Genomic DNA, 18,928 nt, shown 5'->3' on the forward strand with positions numbered 1-18,928 from the left:
TAAAATGACCTTTTTGCAGTATAAGATTGTTCCTAATTTTACCCAAAAAAGGAATATGAAAAAATACATACTCAGCTTTCTGCTTTTTATAATAAGTGTAGCGATAGTACAGGCAGAACAATTATATGTTAATCCCAGGACCGGCAACGATACCAGTTCCGGAATAAAAGAACAACCTCTGAAAACAATTGCAGAAGCAGCAAGACGCGTCAACCAAAATAAGGAAAAGGAATCCACTACAATTATTCTTTCGGAAGGTATCCATCTGATCACCGAGACTGTTGTATTCAGTAACGATAAGTATACCCCTAAAAACCGTTTGGTTATTCGTGCGGAGATTATGCCCGATGATGCAGATTGGGGGCCTCAAAAAATGCCGGTTGTCGTTACAGCAGCACCCCTTGTACCGGGTGTGGGAGGAGAAGAGGCAAGAGGCATACAACCGGAGGTTAGTCATGTGACTATTGAAGGTCTTAGATTTACGGGAAGCCCAGACTATTCTTATATAGATGGTAAAAACTTACGCCGGTCTTATCCCATTTGGAGGGATGGCAAAAAATTAGATGATCTTCTGGTAACGCAGTGTCTTTTTACCGGAAATCCGGATGTATTGCCGTTGCATGTAGGAGTTATAGCTAATGGATATGGTCTGGTGGTTGATCATTGTGTATTTTTCAATTGCAAAAATCCTGTTGTTTTCTGGAAAAATGAAGGACCTAAGGGGAGCAGAAGTGCCATGCGTTATTCATTGGTTTATGGAGGGTATTTCAGTGGGGTCTGGACTACAAAAGGTACTGATGGTGACTATTTTGATTTTCATCATAATGTCATTGCAAATACGACTACGGTATGGATAAGGGAAAAAGGAAGTACACTCAGATACAAAGCTTCTGATTGCATTTTTACAGACTATAAAAATATGGCAGGATTTGGTGACGGTGCGATAGGTGGTAATGATTTAACTTCCTCAGATTTTCTGGATATGAAAAACGTGCAGACTACAGGAACTGTACAAATTGAAAAAGATCAGAGTAAGCGTAATTATCTTCAGCTGGCGGAGGGGTCGTTGGGCTCAAACCTAAAAGCAGGACTTTTTAAAAAAAATCAATAAGTATATAGTTTAGATGATAAAGAATCCTGTCGTTTTTAAAATTGCAGGATCTTTATTTTACTGTAACCAATGGAAATTTCGCAAATATCATATATCTCAGCCAGGGCCAAAAAATATATGTTTTTCTTTTGATCTGTCATGTTTTTTTATAACTTTAACAGGCTTTGGATTAGCGAATTACTTAATTATTTATTCCGATTATGCAGATTTTGCCATCAGCTGTTTTAGCGCCTTACGTAAAGAATTATACGGTTGTAACGATTGGTAAAGATATCACGGATGCTGTATTTTATCCCAGTGGTTATATCGATTTGATTATTAATATCTCTGGCGGATCAGCTGCGACTATCATTAATGGCAAAAGAAAAGATACCCCGTCCGTAGAGTTGCTGGGGCATATTACACTTCCAACAAGACTTACGGTCCTGAAAAATACGACGGTGCTCATCGTAAGAATTTATCCTCATGCCAGCACTTTATTTTTTGATGATCCGGTCTCTGAATTTACAAACTATGCCACTGATATGTATGATGTAACAGCAGAAAGTACAACCTTGTATGATCGTATCATGATGGCGGGTGACTTGTCCGGCCAGGTTAAAATAGTAGAAGATTTTTTGTTGCAGCAAATGAGAAAAAATGAAAACCGATTGAAAAAAGTGTCGATGGTTCTGGCTCTTAGTAAGCAGATTTCCTTTGATCATCAGCTATTAAATTTAAACCGGTTATCTGAAGACTCCGGACTATCGGAAAGATATATTCAAAAACTTTACATGAACAATATCGGTATCAGTCCGGCAGCCTTTACGTCCGTCATCCGATTTAACAGATCCCTGCATCTGGTGCTTAATACCCGGTCATCACTGACTTCTATCGCTTATGATTGCGGGTATTATGACCAGGCACATTTTATCCGGGAATTTAAAAGATTTACGGGTATTGTTCCCTCAGAATCCCGGAGTTTCCTAATTGAAAACGGGAAAGATTTTCAAGAGGCTGTCAATGTAGGCTTTTAGCCTATTTCGCTGGATGATTACTGCTAAACATATCGCGATGCATTTTCCATCCGTTTTTTGTATTTTTCCAGATGACCATTACTTTTCCATCGTCTATTTTCTTACCGTCAAGATCTCTCATTTCATAAAAGCTTTCTTCAGTAATGAATGTTTTATCATTCCCATATAAATGCTGAATTGTAAATGTAACATGTACCTTAGGTCCACCTTTAAAGAATGAAGCTATTTGCTCCCGTCCGCACACGGGTGAAGCGCCGGGAGGGAACAGGCATGCATCTTCAGTATATCTGGTAAGAATAGATCCATCGTCCTTATTGGCGAGATCTGCATAGATGGCATTGCTTGATTCTATGGCTTTCCTGGCACTTTCTGATATCATATCTGTATTTTGGGCTTTGCAAAAACCGGCAAACGCTATGAATACGCTTACCATAACTACTTTTTTCATTTTAATTTTTTTTACAAAGTAACCGATTGATCGAAAATGAAAATTGTATAATTGCGAACTAATATTAATTTTTTCTTTTAACCTTATGCAGATTAAAGGATGGTTTGATACAAATGAAAAATGAACAATATTAATTAAGCATGAAGTACCAATATTGCTTTGACGGATTTGTTAAGAATTTCTTCTACAGTGCTGCTACTAAATAAGCGGTAAATAATATTATGATTTCTTTTAACGAGACACAAAATGTCTGTTTCATTATTATCAATAAACTCTATAATTCCATTTGATGTTTTACCCTCCTCATCGATATAATTGAAATTAATTTCTACGGAGGGAAATTGTGCCGTGAGCTTTTTTTCACCATTCTTTATAACCTTAGGGTTGGTTTCTTTTTCAGAAATATGAAGAACCTCAAGTTTTTTAGGCTTAGAAACTTTCAGAATCTGATTTAAAGCTTTAACATCCCTTACAGATAATTTTGTTGTTTTATAATCGGTGGCCAGCGTAATGACAGGAACTTCTGGCATTGCACTTTCAATAGGAACAATTAAAGTAGGGATCCGGATTTTAGATAGCGCCATACTGGTGTTGCTACCTACAATTCCCTTGATACCCGTAGCACCTGTAATCCCCATTACCAAAAATGAAACTTCATGGTATTCTGCATATTTGGTCACCACATTTCGAAGAAAACCTATATCACAGATTGTTTTAACCGGAATGTCTTTATATTCTTCACTCTGAATAAAGCTTTCTGTCCATTCCTGAAGAGCCTTTCTCTTTCGCGCATAATAATCCTCGATAAAAACAACATTGTAAATATTATTATTGATTCCCTCTGTGGGATGTATGGCATTTAAAACTGTTATCTCCATTTTTAAAGCTTTAGCAAGTGATAATGCATAAAGCATAGCATTCCCGGCACTGTGAGAGAAATCGGATGCAACCAGTATTTTTTTCATTTTTTTGTTTTTGATGACAATTTGATTAATCTAAAAGGAGACCATATTAAATTAAATAAACAGGTGAAAGAGTGTAAACAATAACAAAGATAATATTATTGAAACAGGTAAAGTAAGAATCCAGGCCATCCCGATATTTTTCAATGTGCCTGCGTTCAGGTTATTCTTGCCTCCTGATGCTACCATAGATCCGGCAATTCCACTTGACAATACATGGGTGGTACTAACTGGTAGCCCCAAAAATGTACTGATACCGATGGTTGAAGCCGCTACAATTTCACTTGAAGCTCCTTGCGCATAATTCAGGTGTTCATTACCAATCTTTTCACCAATGGTTACTGCAATTCTTTTCCAGCCGATCATTGTTCCCAATCCCAATGAAACTGATATGATAATAATAACCCATACCGGTGCAAACTCAGTAAGTTTATTTAATTCAGCTGCCTGATGCATAAGTTGGCTCCTATTCGTATCATCAATGATTATTTTTTTATCGTCATTGATCATTTTAATGGACTTTACGAGAGTTTCAACCTGTTTTCGGAAGGCATAGGTCCCTTTTTTATCTTTTTCACTTTTATAAGCCAGTTGTTTTTTTACAGCTTTGATCTGTTGACTTATGGGAATCAGTTCATTTCGGTTTTCAATAGATGCATCGGCTATGCCTTGTACGAGCTTTTCTATATGATTCAGGGTGTAGAGGATCCTGTCATTGGGAATATCATGATTGATCGCAAATTTGGCAGGAAGGAATGCAATAAGGATGAGCATAAAAAGACCGACACCCTTTTGCCCGTCGTTGCTTCCATGAAAAAAGCTGACCAAAGTACAGGTCGTAATTAAAATGCCCCTGATTACCAAAGGAGGTTTATCATTTTCTCCTTCCGGGATATGAAACAGTGCTTTATAACGGAGAACATATTTAAAGAACCACATTATCAGAATAGCCAGTCCAAAACCCACAATAGGAGAAAGGATGAGTGACAGCCCTATTTCTTTTGCCTTTTCCCAGTTCACACCACCTCCGTAATACCAGCTGAAACCAAGACCGGCACCAATCAGTGAACCGATGAGGGTATGTGAGCTCGAACAGGGAATACCCAGGTACCATGTTCCAAGATTCCAGATGATGGATGCAATTAGCACAGCAAGTACCAGGCTTGCCCCGACAGCTATGGGAAGTGTCATAAGCGTGTCCATGGGTACCAGTTTCAGGATTCCCATCGCTACAGCAATCCCACCCGTGAAAACACCAAGAAAATTCCAGAGACCGGACCAGGGGATGGCAATAACGGGCTTAAGGGCTTTGGTATAAATAACTGTGGCAACTGCATTGGCTGTATCATGAAAGCCATTTACAAATTCAAAGACAACTACAGCAAATAAGGATAAAGCAAAAACGATCACTAAGCCTATGGTTAATTCTGATTCTCCAGAAAAAGGCAGGGTAGTGTTTAAAAGCATACAATATTTTTATTTAAGTAAAAAGATATCCGTGCAGTATGCCCCAATGATTGCGTTAAGAATAGATGCCCGGTACTTTTCACTTTAACAAAGAAAAGTGATTTAATTTATCTGTATTTAAACGGATCATTAATAATTTGTTATGCTTTAGGGACCGACTGTTTTAATATGGTCAATCGGGATTTTGATTGGAGTTGATCTGGACTAAAACTTCTTCTGTTTTTGTCAATGAATAGTCTGTGGAAACAGAAGTTATACCCTCTAAAAAAATGATTGAGTGCAGATGATTAAGTAAAAGCATCCTTTAGATACTTCTAAAGGATGCTTTTTATTAAAGTTAATGAACCGTATTGATCGGATCGCCTTTCAGCTTTTAACTTAGTATTTCACACGGTGCAAAGCATACTACCGATGGACATCTTTTAATTCCCGGAGGAGGGCAGCAATCATTCGAGCAACCTACTGCTCCGCCATTGATATTCTTCAATTGGTCTCTTGTAATTTTTGTGAAATTTTTCATAATAATAAAATTTGGATAAAATTAAAATTAAGGTTGGTTTCCGCCACCGCATCCATCGAATGGCATACATTGCCATTTTCCACCGATTAAGCAGATCTGGCCACCAGGACAGTTAATTCCTCCTTTAATTGTTTTCAAATCCTCTCTTTTGATTTTTTGTAAATTTTTCATAATAAATTAAGCTTAGTTCGAGTTAAAATTAATCAAATTTCATTTACATCACTAAAATTATCTGATAAATTTTCAGGTAAAATATGATTTGTCTATTGATTTTACATTGATTTTATAGATATGTAGTAAAAAAAATATTTAAGAAATAACAGGAATTCCCGCAAAAAACAGGATCAGCAAAGAAAACTGTTTACCCCAATAAAATCTTGCCCTATGGCAAGCGAACTTTTCTAATGGCTTAGTAATTTTGGATAAAAGTTTTTTGATCTGTTTGAGATAAGATCAAAAAAAATAAACCAAATTAAAATATTACTATGAAAAATCTATTCAAATTTGATACGTTTCGTAAGCCATTGATCATGATTGTAATTATGATGTTAACGGCTTCGAATTTGTATGCACAGAAAATCAAGCCTTCCGGAAGCGGGTATGTTCCGGTAGAAGGAACTAAGGTTTACTATGAAGTATACGGAGAGGGCAGGCCGGTAGTTTTATTGCATGGTGCTTTTATGACCATTGATATGAATTGGGGACAACTGATCCCTGAATTATCAAAAACCAGGAAAGTGATTGCTATAGAATTGCAGGGACACGGTCATACACCTTATTCGGACAGGAAATTGTCACATGCTACATTAGCAAAGGATGTGGAAAAAGTAATGGATTATCTTAAAGTTGAGAGTGCTGATGTAGTAGGTTATAGTTTTGGAGGTGCCATCGCCTATGAGTTTGCTATCCAGAGTCCAAAGAGATTAAAAAATCTTGTCATCATTTCTGCTACTTATAAAAGCGCGGGTTGGCTACCGGAAATTAATAATGCTTTTAAGGGAATGAAACCGGATGTTTTTAATGGTAGTCCTATGCAAACTGCTTATGATGCTGTAGCTCCTGATAAGACAAAATGGACCAAATTTCTTGAGCAAATGATGGCTTCTGCATCGGAATCTTATAATATGGGAGATGAGAATATCGCAAAAATTACAGCTCCTGTACTGATCATAGCTGGGGATAACGACGGCATCGATAAAATTGAGCTTGTAAAAACCTATAAGTTATTAGGTGGAGGTATTGCAGGAGACTTTGGAGCCTTGCCCAAATCACAATTAGCCATTGTACCGGGTCAAAACCATGTCAGCCTTATGATGCAGACTTCGACCATACTGAATTACCTTAATGCTTTTTTAAAGTAATTTAATTAAAGGATCAGCGTAATGATTTTAATACATCATAAAAAATTAATAAAGTGAGAAAAATAACCGTTTTATCCATGATAACATTGGATGGTATTATGCAGGCTCCCGGAGGACCTGAAGAGGATACCTCCGGAAACTTCAGATATGGAGGATGGACAGTATCCTATGGAGATGAGCTTTTTGGAGAGATTATGAAAGAAGAGATGAAGCCTTCAGATTATATTTTAGGAAGGAAAACATTTGAAATTTTTGAATCCTATTGGCCTGAGCATGCAGACTTTTGGCCTGCAATTAATGAAGGGACAAAATATGTCCTGTCTAAAGAGAGGGAGACATCTGATTGGAAAAATACCGTATTCTTAAAAACTTTGGAAGATATCAGAATGCTTAAAAATACAGAAGGATCGGATATTCAGGTATGGGGAAGCAGCGAGCTAATTCACCTGTTGCTTGAAAATGATCTGGTAGATGAACTAAGGCTTAAAATCTACCCGTTGATCCTTGGCAAGGGAAAAAAACTTTTTGATGAGAATGGAATTCCTTCAGCATTTAAACTAACAGAAAATCATGTGACTTCGAAAGGGGTTATGATCGCAGCTTATCAACGTGACGGAGACATCGTAACGGGTAATGTTGAAATATAATGACCTTTTTATTGAACTAATTTAACCTAAATATTTAAAAATTATAAATTGTTTATGGCCCAGTTTTCAATTTTTTGGTAATCATCATGCTCTTTTCGTACAGTATGAATATACAGATGGAAAAGAGTATAATGGATACGGTAGCATTGTAGCCGTTCTTCTACATGCTCAAAATTGATATACCCGGGTTTCATATTCATCCAGATCGAAAGAAAATCAGGACCAGTATCCCTTATCCAGGGTTCATTCATATGCAGTAAATCATAAAGCGGGTCGCCAAGCATCATTTCGGCCCAATCCAGAACAGCGGTTACTTTTCGGTTTCCGTCCAGTAAAAGATTATCAAACCCGAAGTCTCCATGAAGGATATATTTTTCATTGGGCAGATAAGGGAAAAAGCTTTTCATTTTTTCGATAAGATGTGTGAAAAGCTGTCTGTTAAGCCATGAGGTCTGGGCAAGATGTTGCCAGCTTGCAGTCGTTTTGCTATTATAAAATGATAAGAGAAAATGCTGCCAGCTTGGAAACATACCTTTTCCCTGGGGATCGGTAAAGCCCCAACCGCTGAGGTTCGTGGTATCGCTCAGGTGGATATTTTCCAATTGCCGGATGATTATTTTTGCAAGCTCTGTTTGCGAATAATGATCAAGATGGTCCATGATCTCATCGGAAGGATCACCATTTGCCTTTCTTGAAATACAGTAGTATACATTATCATGATAATTTCCGTATTCCAAAACTTCAGGAATAGGAATTTTCGTATTATTCAGATGTATAAAAGCCCAATGGTCTTTCATAAAATCCTGTACATGATTGCCTGTTCTGATAATGTATTGCTGCCCTTCAGCAGTAAAACTATATGCCTTAGACCACCATCCTTCAGCAATAAATTGGAGGTTAAAGATCTTTCCAAATTTTTTGGTTAAAAAATTTTCCATACTTCAATTTTTCAAGCATTAATTTACAAATTAAAAACAGCTGGACCTAACTAAAAGAGGCCACTCAATAGAGTGGCCTCTTCATTTTAGAAAATTATGGTATAATAAGTCCGGGACTATACATTGACCGTTTTCCATTTACCTCTTTTGAAAAAGATAAATGTCGTAATTGCGATGGCCGTTTCCGCAACCGGTATTGCGATAAAGACACCGGTTGGTCCCATGCCTACGTGTTTGGTAAGGATATAGGCCAATGGGATCTGAAGAAACCAGAAGCCAAAGAAATTGATCCATGTTGGGGTTTTTGTGTCACCGGCTCCGTTAAGGGCATTCATCATTACCATACCAATGCCGTAAAAGACAAAAGCGGTACTCATAATCCACATAGCCTTTTGGGCAACTTCTTTGATCTGGATATCATTGGTGAAAAATGAAACCAGCCAATCTCCAAAAAAGAGAAATAATATGGTGACAATGATCATGAATATGACATTGTATTTTACAGTAGCCAGGACAGAATCTTCAGCGCGCTGAAATTGTTTGGCTCCAAGGTTTTGCCCTACCAGGGTAGCGGCAGCATTACTCATACCCCAGGCTGGCAGCATAAAGAACATCATCAATCGCAATGCGGTCTGATAACCGGCAGATCCATGATCACCACCCGTGGTTGCTACCAGCTCAGCAAGAAATATCCAGCTGCATGACCCGATAACAAACTGAAGTATACCAGGAGTTGCAATCCCAACCAATGATTTTATTACCGGCCAGTCAATACGAAAATGATGAAGCTTGATTTTTAGCTGATGCTTTCCGTTAAACAGGCAAAATAGCTGGTAAACCACTCCCATTGACCGCCCGATAACCGTTGCCATAGCCGCTCCTGTTAGTCCGAATGCAGGGATGATACCCCAGCCGTTAATGAATATAGGACACAGGATGATATTGCAGATATTGGCAATCCATAAGCTCCGCATGGCAATAGCAGCGTTTCCTGCACCACGAAATATACCATTGATCAGGAATAATAGCATTATCACAAGGCTGCTTCCCATCATGATCCGGGTAAAGTTTACTCCCGCATCAACGGTTTCCTTGCTTGCTCCCATGATCCGTAAAATATCCCCTGCATAGATCATCCCCGCAATGCTTAAGACAAGGGTTACGGCAAAAGCTACGATAATAGCCTGCATACCGGCATGTGCTGCTGCGTCGGGATCTTTTTCTCCCACCCGTCGTGAAACCACCGCTGTGGCTGCCATACTCATACCAATTGCGATAGAGTACATTACCGTAAGTACAGATTCCGTTAAGCCCACTGTTTGTATGGCATAGCTGCTGTTTTCGAGATGCCCTACAAAATAAAGATCTACCAGTGCAAATACCGATTCCATGATCATTTCAAGCATCATGGGAATGGCGAGTAAAATAACAGCTTTATTAATATTACCGGTCGTATAATCCATTTCGGTACCCAGTAATGATTGTTTCAACAATGTGAAATAGCGCAAACCCTTCGATGGGGTTTTCTTATGATATGACATAAATGTAAAATTAAAAGTAAGTAATAGTAATATGGAACGAAGAGGCTTCGTTCTTTAAAGTGTTCTTATGTTTTAAGCCCGGTGATTAACCAATGATTACACTGGTGAGGGCTACTATCACTTTCATATGCAGTAGTAATTGAATCGCAAATATAATTATTTTTTAATTGCAAGTGACTAATAAGATGAAAAAAAAATCAGACAAATAATAAACCCGGACTTATATAATATGTTTATTTATATTACTTTAGTTCTTATGACGTATAGTTTTTTGTCTGACTTATTGATATAGAAAGAGAATATTACAAGGTATTAAAATATTTTTAATCGTGTTGTAGATGCACCCGTTAGGAACGATCAATGCTTTTACAGGACTGGTTCTGCCAATACTTATAATATTTTCCGATACAAAGCTTTTACTAGAAGAGGCCTGGTCGTCACTTACTAAAATGATCAATTTCAAAGGCAGGTCTTTGAGAAGATTGTTGATGTTTATTGATCCTTTTCATCCAATAGGATATCGAATATTAATATCTATATTATCAGTGTTGCTTAATAAAACAATTCCTGATTTTTTTCAGGAACTAATGCAAGCATACTTCGATAGGCTATATCACCACCGTCTAATTTTAATATTTAAATTAGTAGATATCCTTCAACATATGAATAGTTGTTGCATAATGCCCGGAATCTCCTATGGAACTGTGTAAATGTTTGTATTCCAATTTCTCATACATTGATATTGCTCCCTGAAAAACCTCAAAAGATTCTAAATAAAGTTGCTTATAACCTGCTTTTTTTGCTCTCCTTTCTATCATTTTTAGCAAATATTGTCCAACACCATTTCCTCTCAATTGATTGGAAAGATAAAATTTAACAATCTCTGCGCATGCAGAAGGCAACCCTATTGTAGGATAGAAGCCACATCCACCTAAAACTACATCATTAGATTCTACTATCCAATATTCTGCGTTTACATCTTGAAAAAGCTGATATAATTGGTTTGTTCTGGGATCATCATATACACTTCCTTCTTGAGGAGCGTTGAACTCTTCAAAAACTGTACGAATAATATCTGCTAAGGCTTTATTGTCTTTTTCTTCAATAGGTCGGATAATAACAGGATCTATAACTGCATGATTATCTCTGTGATGAAGTAGAGAATCAATCGTGTTCATACTCCGAATGACCGTTTTCAGATTTTGCTCGGAAAGATCTGAAAATAAATTTTCTATTTGAATGTCTGAATCACGGTTGATCTTTTCATAAGTGCTGCGTCCTAAATCTGTAAGACTAATCACGCTGGAACGGTTGTCTTCTCCTGATTTTTTTCTAATAGTCAGTCCCAATTTTTCAAAACGTTTAAGGATGCGGCTTAGAAAACCTTTATCCAATCCCAGAGTAGCAGCTACTTCAGTAGGTCTTACATCAGCATTGAAATAAATCTCACGCATAACCCTGACTTCCGAAATACCCAGGTCTCCATCAAGAATACCCTTGTTGAGTAATCCCAGTACCTGTGTATAATACCTGTTGAAGGCTCTTATTTGTTCAATATAATGTTGTTTCATGATGTAAATATACATCAATAGTTGACTTTGTCAACTATTTTACATCAAAAATACATTATGTTATTTTAGTTTGCTTATTTTCTGTTGTTTATAATCTGATTAAGCCAGCTTTTGAAAATAAAAGATAGAATATAGAAGTTATTTTAATATCAAAACAGGTTGATTTACATTTTGGTAAATTCCTTCAGAAATACTTCTGCTTGCCAGATAATAAAGGAAACTATGTCTTCCCGGTAGCGCAATAATCAGATCCGTTCTATTTGATGAGGCAAAAGTCAGAATTCCGTTGATAATATTTTCGTCGTAATAATAATGAATAGTACTCGGAATCTTGGTTAAATATTGGTGGATGTACTTTTCCAGGTCTCTCTTTTTATCTTCATTATCATCGATCCCTTTTCTTGTGTTGATATTGAGAAACATAAGGCGAACATCCATCTGCTCGATGATGGACTTGTGGTGAAACAGCCGGTCTAATTTTGTTATGCTGTTTATATCACAGGGTATTAAAATATTTTTAATCGTGCTGTAGGTGTAACCGTTAGGAACGATCAATGCTTTTACAGGACTGGTTCTGGCAATACTTATAATATTTTCAGACACAAAGCTGTTACCGGAAGAAGCCTGGTCGTCACTTCCTAAAACGATCAGTTCTACAGAAGGCTGGTCTTTCAGCAGTTCATTGATGCTTCTCGTAAGCGTCCATTCGCTTACCGTTTTTAGAACAGTTACTTCAGGTGATTTTTCAGTGATGATACCTGTTAATTTACTAAGGAGTAATTCTGTACTTTTAATGAGGCTGTTTACATTTTCTTCATTCACAAGCAGATGACCTTCGGCTATGTGGAGATAGTCAAATTCAGATTCCTGCGACGTTTTTAAAAGAATAATATGTGTGTATTGATATTGTGTGGCCCATTCTGCAGCAAGTTTTACGGCATTTTCGGTAGTTGATGTGAAGTCAACAGGTACAAGTATTGTTCTCATATCAGTAAATTTAAACTCAGTTATTCAAGATTTGTTGTCATTTTTTTTACCAGGAAAAGAGCATCCTGTATTTTCTCTATACCAAGGTTACCGGCTGCTTTTTCATACAGTTCCAGTGCCAACGGATAAACAATTTCTACAATTTCCTTTCCCTTTGCGGTAAGGAATATCTGTTTATTCCTTCGGTCATTGCTGTATTCTATTCTTTCAACCAATTCCCGTTTTACAAGATTGTTGATCAGGTAGGTAACACTTGATTTGTCTTTGCTTATTTTATTGCTTATCTCCTGCTGATTGATCCCGTCATTCCGGGATAAAACTCCAAGGATCTCTATAAGCTCAAAAGAAAGATCCGGATCATACTCGTTGATTCTGGTCTGGATTTTCTGTCGCAAACGGCTTTTCATTTCACTCATTGCCAAACCAAGCTCCAGGGCTAATTCTGATATGTTGTTTTGTGTGACGGGCATATGATGAATATTAACGTATAGTGGAGGTTTGATCAATCGCTGTTGTATAACAAATATACTTAAAATTAGTTTGAATTAAAACTAATTTTTCAAAAAAATGAAAGATTTTTTTTCTGTTGTTTACTTATTTAAGAAGAATATTTTCTTATTATTGAATTAAATTATAGGGAAAACTTGATTTTTACACGGAATGTAAGAAATGAGTGTTCGTATTTTTCTTATGTTAAAATCAAAATAATGCAATATTTACAAAAGATATTTCTCATTTCTGTTTTGTTTTCGTCAATGCTATTTTGTCAGAATTACAGTGTTTCAACAACGGCATTACCGGGAAAGGATTTTCCGAAGCTGGATTTTGAAAAGAAGGCTCAGTTCCGGGTGTATTTTCCGGATGCTCAATCTGTAACTTTAGAGGGTGGGGATGGTATGAAAAATATAAAATCTACCGCCTCAAAAGGTAAAGACGGTTTTTGGAATATTTCAACAAATCCTCTTGAAATTGGATTTCATTATTACTGGCTGAACGTGGATGGAAAGCGGGTCAATGATCCGGATACTCAGCTGTACTTTGGCTACGGTCAGCCGACCAGCGGGATCGAAGTTCCATCAGGAGAAGATTTTTTCTTTGAGAAGAATGTAAAACATGGACAGATTATAGAGGATGGTTTTAATTCAAGAATAACAAAAGGTAAGCGAAATTTTAAGGTTTATCTTCCTCCGGGATACGAATCAGAGAAACTACCGGTATTGTATCTATACCACGGAACAGGAGAAGATATTACGGGTTGGGAAAGACAGGGACATATTGCGTGGATTCTTGATAATCTTCTGGCAGAAAGAAAAGCTGAGAAAATGATTGTCGTAATGGATTACGGAGTGGCATTAAATCCGGAAGAAGAAAAACTGGCGGATAATTCTTCCAAAACCGTCATTTCATCCCGAAATCTGGATAAGATTTTTATCGAGGAGCTGGTTCCCTATGTAGAAAAAAAGTATAAAACCAATGGTAAAAAAGCGATTGCCGGACTTTCCCGTGGAAGCTATCAGGCGATGCTGATAGGGGTAAGTCATCCTGAAATGTTTACAGCCATCGGGTCATTCAGTCCTGTAATTTATGGAGGAACTGAAGCTGAGCCTTTTAAGGAGCTGCCGGTTGGTCATCTTTTAAAGTCACGGAAAAAGCCTTATTTCTTTATCGGGATCGGGCAAAAAGAAGAAGCACGATTCTTTGGATTCAATGAGATTCTGCATGATTTCTTTACTCAGAATAATTACCCCTATACTTCATACAGATCCGCGGGAACTTATCACGAATGGCTTACCTGGAGAAGATGCCTTTATGAGTTTGCACAACACATTTTTAGATAACTTTATATTAAAAATCCCCGGCCTTGGCCGGGGATACACCATAACTAAAAACTAAGAATGCATGCCCAGATACTTTAAATAAGCATCAAGGACAGGTTTGTTGAATACAGGTTCTTTAATGTCTGAGTCTTTGAGGAACTCCTGTACATTTGAACAGTCCCAGATGTAAGTATGCTGGTAAAGTTCCACAGTAGATAGGCCTTCATGCATATTATCTTTAAACAGGCTTGTTAATGGATACAATCTGTTTTTGGTATCATTTTCCCAATGCTTACGCCATTCTTTATAGGGAAGGGGAGTAAGTTCATAAGGGTAATTCTTTTTGAGTAGGCCAAAGAAATCCTCCAGCGTCAGATTAGTTTCAGGGCTGGCAATCAGATTGAATTTCTTGCCGATTGCATTTTTATTTTTCGTGATATGGGCCATTGACCGGGTCATGTAGTCTACGGTGATCAGGCCTTCTCTAAGTTCTGTTAATGCAGGGTAAGATTTAAACTCTATACAGTTTTTTACCAGTCCGGACCACCACTGATAAGGTGCGCTCGCTCCGGATTTACTGTGACACATCGCATATCCCAAACGATACGTAATCAGCGGGAGACCTTCCCGGGCTGCAAGATCCGCTATAGCTTCCATTACATATTTGCTTCGCACATAGCCAATATCTTTACTTACCGACATGATATTCTGTTCTATGTCGTCAGATTCCAGCATGATCTTTTTTCCGGTAAATAGATGTCCCCAGCTATAAATTGAAATTGTAGATAAAAGAGCCAGGCACTTTGTTCTTTCTGTTCCTGCCAGACGTATAATTTCCCTTATTCCATCTACATTGGGTGCTTTCATATAAGAATAAGGCTCAATAAAATTGACGGAACTTCCGGAATGATATATCACATCAATAACAGTGGCAAGCAGATCGAATTTTTCTTCAGATAAACCCAAAGAAGGTTTTGCCAGATCACCTAAAACCGGAATAATCCTTGATCTCTGCGAGTGATTTTGCGGGATATGAAACTGAATAAAGCACTGGTTGATTTTTTCCATGGCATGAAATTCATCCTGTGCTCTTACAAGGCAGTATATATTTGCATCCGTTGTATCTAAAAGCTCCTGAAGAAGATGGATTCCTACAAAGCCTGTGGCGCCTGTGAGAAATATGGCAGATGGATTTTCCAGTTTTTCTGGATCAAAATTATCCTTGAATCGGGTGCCGGGATTCAGGTAGACGTCCTGTTGTAATTCAACATAAGGTTCTACGTCTTCAGAAGGAATTGCTTCTCTTGCCTCGTGAGCACGTGCTATAAGCACATCGCTGAGTTTTTTCAGAACAGGGTATTGATAAATATCGCGCAGATATACTTTTATATTTAATTTTTCCTGTAAAGCTACCGCAACAACAGCAACCAGAAGCGAATTTCCTCCGATATCAAAGAAATTATCAGTGATATTGATAACCGGAAGTTCCAGTTCCGATGACCAGATATCAGCTATCATTTTCTCGGTTTCATTTGTTGGCGGTTCGTGTGAGATAAGTTCCTTTGCCTCTTTTTCTGCAAGGCTGCTTAAGAGGTCCGTATTGGTTTTTCCATTCGCGGTCAATGGTATTTTGTCGATACAGATGATCTGGGCGGGGATCATATATCCGGGTAATTCTTCTTTGAGAAAACTCCTGATTTGCTGGATATCCTTTGATGTTCCGGGTTTTAAAACAATAAAGGCGACAAGATATTTGTTATTCCCTGAAGTATTTTTTGTGATTACTACAGCTTCTTGTATTCCTGCCAGTCGATCGAATGTGCGTTCTATTTCTCCCAATTCTATTCGGAATCCTCTTATTTTTACCTGATTATCCATTCTTCCCAGAAACTGGATTTCTCCATCGGAGGACCATCGGGCAAGGTCTCCCGTTCGGTATAGTTTTTCAGTTTCCATAAAAGGATTAATAATGAATTTTGAAGCTGTGAGTTCCTCATTGTTTAAATATCCTTTAGCCAGTAAGGTGCCGCCTATGTATAATTCTCCGGTTGCTCCTATGGGTAATAGTTCCATTTGATTTCCCAATATGTAAGCTTTAGCATTTGCTATAGGCCTGCCAATGGAAGAAACATATTTTCCGTGAAGATCTTTAACCTTCTTAAAAGTAGCATATACGGTACATTCTGTAGGACCGTAATAATCGATAAGTTCATAGTTTAGTCCATCGGTGAGTACAGGCTTTAGTTTTTCACCTCCTGTAAAAAGATATTCCAGCTGAAGATCATTATGATTTCTGGTGTGTGCCACGACTGCCGGAACCAAAACAGTAGGGGCAAAACCGTGGGTAATTTTGTTTTTCTGATAAAAGCTGGCCAGGGCGGAAGCTTCAGTTCTCTCTTCGCTGTCCGCTATAAAAAGGGTCGCTCCGGAAGTCAATGCCGACCAGGTTTCCCATACAGATATGTCGAATGCCAAACCGGCCACCAGGCTGAGATGAGAAGTGGGGGTGACATTAAAATAAACATTATGCCAGGTTACCAGATGCTGGATACTTTCATGAGTGATCATTACTCCTTTAGGGTTGCCTGTGGAGCCGGAGGTGTAAATGGTATAAGCAAGAGTGTTGTGATGAATAATCACCTCCGGATGCTGAACGGAGGAATCAGTGAGGTCATCCTTACGGTCAAGATAAAAGATGTGGAAGTTTGGGTCTTTAGATAAATCTTGAGAGAGGACCTGATTGGTGATTATAATTTCTGCTTTAGTATCATTCAGAATATACTCTACGCGTTTTACCGGATAGGCAGGATCTATAGGAACATAAGCAGCACCTGTTTTTAATATTCCAAGAATTGCAATGACCCATTCCAGGGAGCGGTCCAGCCATACAGGGATGTACATTCCTTCTGTTATCCCTTTTGCAATGAGTGTATTGGCGATCTGGTTGCTTTTTTCATCCAACTCACGGTAGGTTATATGCTGATCCTGATAAACAGCAGCCACGTTATCCGGATGTAGGGAAACTTGTTTGAGAAATAATGAAACCAATGTTTGTTCCTTTTTGTAGTCCCAATTTGTTTTATTGAACTCGTACAAAATTTTGTTCCTTTCTTCTGAGGACAAAGGAAGGATAGTGTTGATTCGGGTTTGTGATGTTAAGTTTGTGTTTGGCATATTAGTTTTTTTTGATTTGGTTGTATGTTGTAATGTTTATGGCATGGTTGTTATTTTGGGTTATAAAATTTAGAATAAACTAAATGTGAAATTTTTTTCACGGAGTCATATTTTTTTATGTTTTAGTTTTATTTGTTAAATTTCATGAAGTATCTGTTAATGTTTTATTCATAATTGATTTATTTTAAGGATTAGTCAATAAATTTAAGATTATAAATTGAAGGTACTGCACAATAAGTGTTAAATTTTCACCATAAAGAGATTTAAATTAAACGACTGTCTACTAATGAGACAGTCGTTTTTTAATAAGAAACCTTGTAAAATGAGGGATTTCTACATGTTTAAGTTTCAGTTGTGTTATTAGAATCTATCCGCGGTTTTGTATAAATTAATTCGCGATTTTATATCCGTAAAAGGAGCTTACGACAACCTGGTATATTGGACTGCCGGTTACTCCGGCGGCGGCTGCCATGCTTACGGTTTCATCTTTATTAAGATACGTGATACACGATACATTTCTTCCCGTCAGTGTACCCGGAGCAGGTTGGAAAGATTGTACCAAAATATTGTCTGTGCTCACCGCATAGTTTTTCATAAGATACAATACAACCCAGTCGAAACTTGGTGTACCCGGAATATTTCCGTTATCAAATTGGGTGGAACCATAAAACATATAATATCCGTTTGAAGGTGCAGTAAACCGACCGTTACTGATATTCAGTACATTTCCCGTGTTGATTACTGTTCCCTGAGGATAATTGATTTCCCTTCTGATGTAAGGACCGGCGCTGGCGGTAAGATCCTGTCTGCTTGTGGTGCTTACTGTAGAAAACGGATAACTGGTGGTGGCTGCGGGCAAGCTGTCAGAGCTTGAAAGCAAAATAAGCTCCCATGTTGTTCCTGTCGTTGTTCCTTTACTTATAAAAAATGCATAGTAACCTGCGGGAACATTAACAGTGCCAACGCCTGCTCCTGTTTGATTGTCGATTAATTCTGCTCCGTTGGCTGCAATAGATAATACGGCTGTTCCTGTATTTTTGAAATGATAGGTTCTTCCTGCAAAGTTACCGGAACCAGTAATGGCGGCAGGTAGCGTCAAAGTTCCGTTCGTATTGCTGCTGTAGGCCAGATAGTAATCCGTAGGGGCGACATTTCCACTTGCTGTAACGGATCTGTACGTAGCGGCAAATGAACCGTTCACAGTGAGTGTGCTCCCGGGAGTGGTAGTGTTGATACCCACATTTCCTGTTTGCGAATAGCTCAGAGTGCTACTCATGGCGGCAAGTAAAGTCAGGAAAATTGAATTTCTTTTCATATAAATTGTTGTTTTTAAATGGTACTTAGATCTGTTGTTCTTTTTACGGACTG

17 protein-coding genes are annotated in these 18,928 nt (G+C 37.9%); 5 read left to right on the plus strand and 12 right to left on the minus strand.

Annotated elements, in window-relative coordinates:
* The first annotated feature begins 55 nt into the window (after positions 1–55).
* Positions 56–1,111: a hypothetical protein gene (locus AC0INN_RS04150; RefSeq protein WP_306611881.1), complete on the plus strand. Its 1,056-nt coding sequence runs from the start codon at positions 56–58 to the stop codon at positions 1,109–1,111.
* 200 nt (positions 1,112–1,311) lie between these two features.
* Positions 1,312–2,127 (plus strand): helix-turn-helix domain-containing protein, encoded by an 816-nt coding sequence (locus AC0INN_RS04155; RefSeq protein ID WP_306611882.1) that lies wholly within the window; start codon positions 1,312–1,314, stop codon positions 2,125–2,127.
* A gap of 1 nt (position 2,128) precedes the next feature.
* Here AC0INN_RS04155 and AC0INN_RS04160 read toward each other — a convergent pair whose 3' ends face one another.
* From AC0INN_RS04160 to AC0INN_RS04180, 5 genes are all read right to left on the minus strand, one after another.
* Positions 2,129–2,575 (minus strand): YybH family protein, encoded by a 447-nt coding sequence (locus AC0INN_RS04160; RefSeq protein WP_306611884.1) that lies wholly within the window; start codon positions 2,573–2,575, stop codon positions 2,129–2,131.
* Between the two features lie 134 nt (positions 2,576–2,709).
* Complete coding sequence (locus AC0INN_RS04165; protein WP_306611886.1) at positions 2,710–3,540, minus strand: universal stress protein; 831 nt, start codon at positions 3,538–3,540, stop codon at positions 2,710–2,712.
* A 51-nt stretch (positions 3,541–3,591) separates the two neighbouring features.
* Positions 3,592–5,004 (minus strand): inorganic phosphate transporter, encoded by a 1,413-nt coding sequence (locus AC0INN_RS04170; RefSeq protein ID WP_306611888.1) that lies wholly within the window; start codon positions 5,002–5,004, stop codon positions 3,592–3,594.
* A gap of 373 nt (positions 5,005–5,377) precedes the next feature.
* Positions 5,378–5,524 (minus strand): bacteriocin-like protein, encoded by a 147-nt coding sequence (locus AC0INN_RS04175; RefSeq protein WP_172278248.1) that lies wholly within the window; start codon positions 5,522–5,524, stop codon positions 5,378–5,380.
* A gap of 27 nt (positions 5,525–5,551) precedes the next feature.
* Complete coding sequence (locus AC0INN_RS04180; RefSeq protein ID WP_172278250.1) at positions 5,552–5,695, minus strand: bacteriocin-like protein; 144 nt, start codon at positions 5,693–5,695, stop codon at positions 5,552–5,554.
* 314 nt (positions 5,696–6,009) lie between these two features.
* Between AC0INN_RS04180 and AC0INN_RS04185 the strand changes: the two genes are divergently transcribed.
* Both AC0INN_RS04185 and AC0INN_RS04190 read left to right on the plus strand, forming a co-directional pair.
* Positions 6,010–6,885, plus strand: coding sequence for an alpha/beta fold hydrolase (locus AC0INN_RS04185; RefSeq protein ID WP_306611891.1), 876 nt, complete (start codon positions 6,010–6,012; stop codon positions 6,883–6,885).
* 53 nt (positions 6,886–6,938) lie between these two features.
* Positions 6,939–7,532 (plus strand): dihydrofolate reductase family protein, encoded by a 594-nt coding sequence (locus AC0INN_RS04190; RefSeq protein ID WP_306611894.1) that lies wholly within the window; start codon positions 6,939–6,941, stop codon positions 7,530–7,532.
* A 41-nt stretch (positions 7,533–7,573) separates the two neighbouring features.
* Here the strand turns inward: AC0INN_RS04190 and AC0INN_RS04195 are convergent, their stop codons facing one another.
* The 5 genes from AC0INN_RS04195 to AC0INN_RS04215 form a co-directional block, all read right to left on the minus strand.
* Complete coding sequence (locus AC0INN_RS04195; RefSeq protein WP_306611895.1) at positions 7,574–8,470, minus strand: aminoglycoside phosphotransferase family protein; 897 nt, start codon at positions 8,468–8,470, stop codon at positions 7,574–7,576.
* 116 nt (positions 8,471–8,586) lie between these two features.
* Entirely contained in the window at positions 8,587–10,011 is a 1,425-nt protein-coding gene (locus tag AC0INN_RS04200; RefSeq protein ID WP_273647738.1) for an MATE family efflux transporter, read from the minus strand.
* A 641-nt stretch (positions 10,012–10,652) separates the two neighbouring features.
* Positions 10,653–11,582, minus strand: coding sequence for a bifunctional helix-turn-helix transcriptional regulator/GNAT family N-acetyltransferase (locus AC0INN_RS04205; protein WP_306611898.1), 930 nt, complete (start codon positions 11,580–11,582; stop codon positions 10,653–10,655).
* A 138-nt stretch (positions 11,583–11,720) separates the two neighbouring features.
* Positions 11,721–12,569, minus strand: coding sequence for a universal stress protein (locus AC0INN_RS04210; RefSeq protein WP_306611900.1), 849 nt, complete (start codon positions 12,567–12,569; stop codon positions 11,721–11,723).
* A gap of 20 nt (positions 12,570–12,589) precedes the next feature.
* Positions 12,590–13,039 (minus strand): MarR family winged helix-turn-helix transcriptional regulator, encoded by a 450-nt coding sequence (locus tag AC0INN_RS04215; protein ID WP_306611902.1) that lies wholly within the window; start codon positions 13,037–13,039, stop codon positions 12,590–12,592.
* 237 nt (positions 13,040–13,276) lie between these two features.
* Between AC0INN_RS04215 and AC0INN_RS04220 the strand changes: the two genes are divergently transcribed.
* Positions 13,277–14,407 (plus strand): alpha/beta hydrolase-fold protein, encoded by a 1,131-nt coding sequence (locus tag AC0INN_RS04220; protein ID WP_306611904.1) that lies wholly within the window; start codon positions 13,277–13,279, stop codon positions 14,405–14,407.
* Positions 14,408–14,458: 51 nt separating this feature from the next.
* Here AC0INN_RS04220 and AC0INN_RS04225 read toward each other — a convergent pair whose 3' ends face one another.
* Complete coding sequence (locus AC0INN_RS04225) at positions 14,459–17,560, minus strand: non-ribosomal peptide synthetase family protein (RefSeq protein ID WP_306611906.1); 3,102 nt, start codon at positions 17,558–17,560, stop codon at positions 14,459–14,461.
* Between the two features lie 388 nt (positions 17,561–17,948).
* Positions 17,949–18,875, minus strand: coding sequence for a hypothetical protein (locus AC0INN_RS04230; protein WP_306611908.1), 927 nt, complete (start codon positions 18,873–18,875; stop codon positions 17,949–17,951).
* Between the last annotated feature and the right edge of the window lie 53 nt (positions 18,876–18,928).

This window comes from Chryseobacterium subflavum (assembly GCF_055762745.1).

What these genes read in the sequence shown, in the direction of transcription:
- AC0INN_RS04150 (WP_306611881.1), top strand. Translation starts at nt 56, where the DNA reads ATGAAAAAATACATACTCAGCTTTCTGCTTTTTATAATAAGTGTAGCG.
- AC0INN_RS04155 (WP_306611882.1), top strand. Translation starts at nt 1,312, where the DNA reads ATGCAGATTTTGCCATCAGCTGTTTTAGCGCCTTACGTAAAGAATTAT.
- AC0INN_RS04160 (WP_306611884.1), bottom strand. Translation starts at nt 2,575, where the DNA reads ATGAAAAAAGTAGTTATGGTAAGCGTATTCATAGCGTTTGCCGGTTTT.
- AC0INN_RS04165 (WP_306611886.1), bottom strand. Translation starts at nt 3,540, where the DNA reads ATGAAAAAAATACTGGTTGCATCCGATTTCTCTCACAGTGCCGGGAAT.
- AC0INN_RS04170 (WP_306611888.1), bottom strand. Translation starts at nt 5,004, where the DNA reads ATGCTTTTAAACACTACCCTGCCTTTTTCTGGAGAATCAGAATTAACC.
- AC0INN_RS04175 (WP_172278248.1), bottom strand. Translation starts at nt 5,524, where the DNA reads ATGAAAAATTTCACAAAAATTACAAGAGACCAATTGAAGAATATCAAT.
- AC0INN_RS04180 (WP_172278250.1), bottom strand. Translation starts at nt 5,695, where the DNA reads ATGAAAAATTTACAAAAAATCAAAAGAGAGGATTTGAAAACAATTAAA.
- AC0INN_RS04185 (WP_306611891.1), top strand. Translation starts at nt 6,010, where the DNA reads ATGAAAAATCTATTCAAATTTGATACGTTTCGTAAGCCATTGATCATG.
- AC0INN_RS04195 (WP_306611895.1), bottom strand. Translation starts at nt 8,470, where the DNA reads ATGGAAAATTTTTTAACCAAAAAATTTGGAAAGATCTTTAACCTCCAA.
- AC0INN_RS04200 (WP_273647738.1), bottom strand. Translation starts at nt 10,011, where the DNA reads ATGTCATATCATAAGAAAACCCCATCGAAGGGTTTGCGCTATTTCACA.
- AC0INN_RS04205 (WP_306611898.1), bottom strand. Translation starts at nt 11,582, where the DNA reads ATGAAACAACATTATATTGAACAAATAAGAGCCTTCAACAGGTATTAT.
- AC0INN_RS04210 (WP_306611900.1), bottom strand. Translation starts at nt 12,569, where the DNA reads ATGAGAACAATACTTGTACCTGTTGACTTCACATCAACTACCGAAAAT.
- AC0INN_RS04215 (WP_306611902.1), bottom strand. Translation starts at nt 13,039, where the DNA reads ATGCCCGTCACACAAAACAACATATCAGAATTAGCCCTGGAGCTTGGT.
- AC0INN_RS04220 (WP_306611904.1), top strand. Translation starts at nt 13,277, where the DNA reads ATGCAATATTTACAAAAGATATTTCTCATTTCTGTTTTGTTTTCGTCA.
- AC0INN_RS04225 (WP_306611906.1), bottom strand. Translation starts at nt 17,560, where the DNA reads ATGCCAAACACAAACTTAACATCACAAACCCGAATCAACACTATCCTT.
- AC0INN_RS04230 (WP_306611908.1), bottom strand. Translation starts at nt 18,875, where the DNA reads ATGAAAAGAAATTCAATTTTCCTGACTTTACTTGCCGCCATGAGTAGC.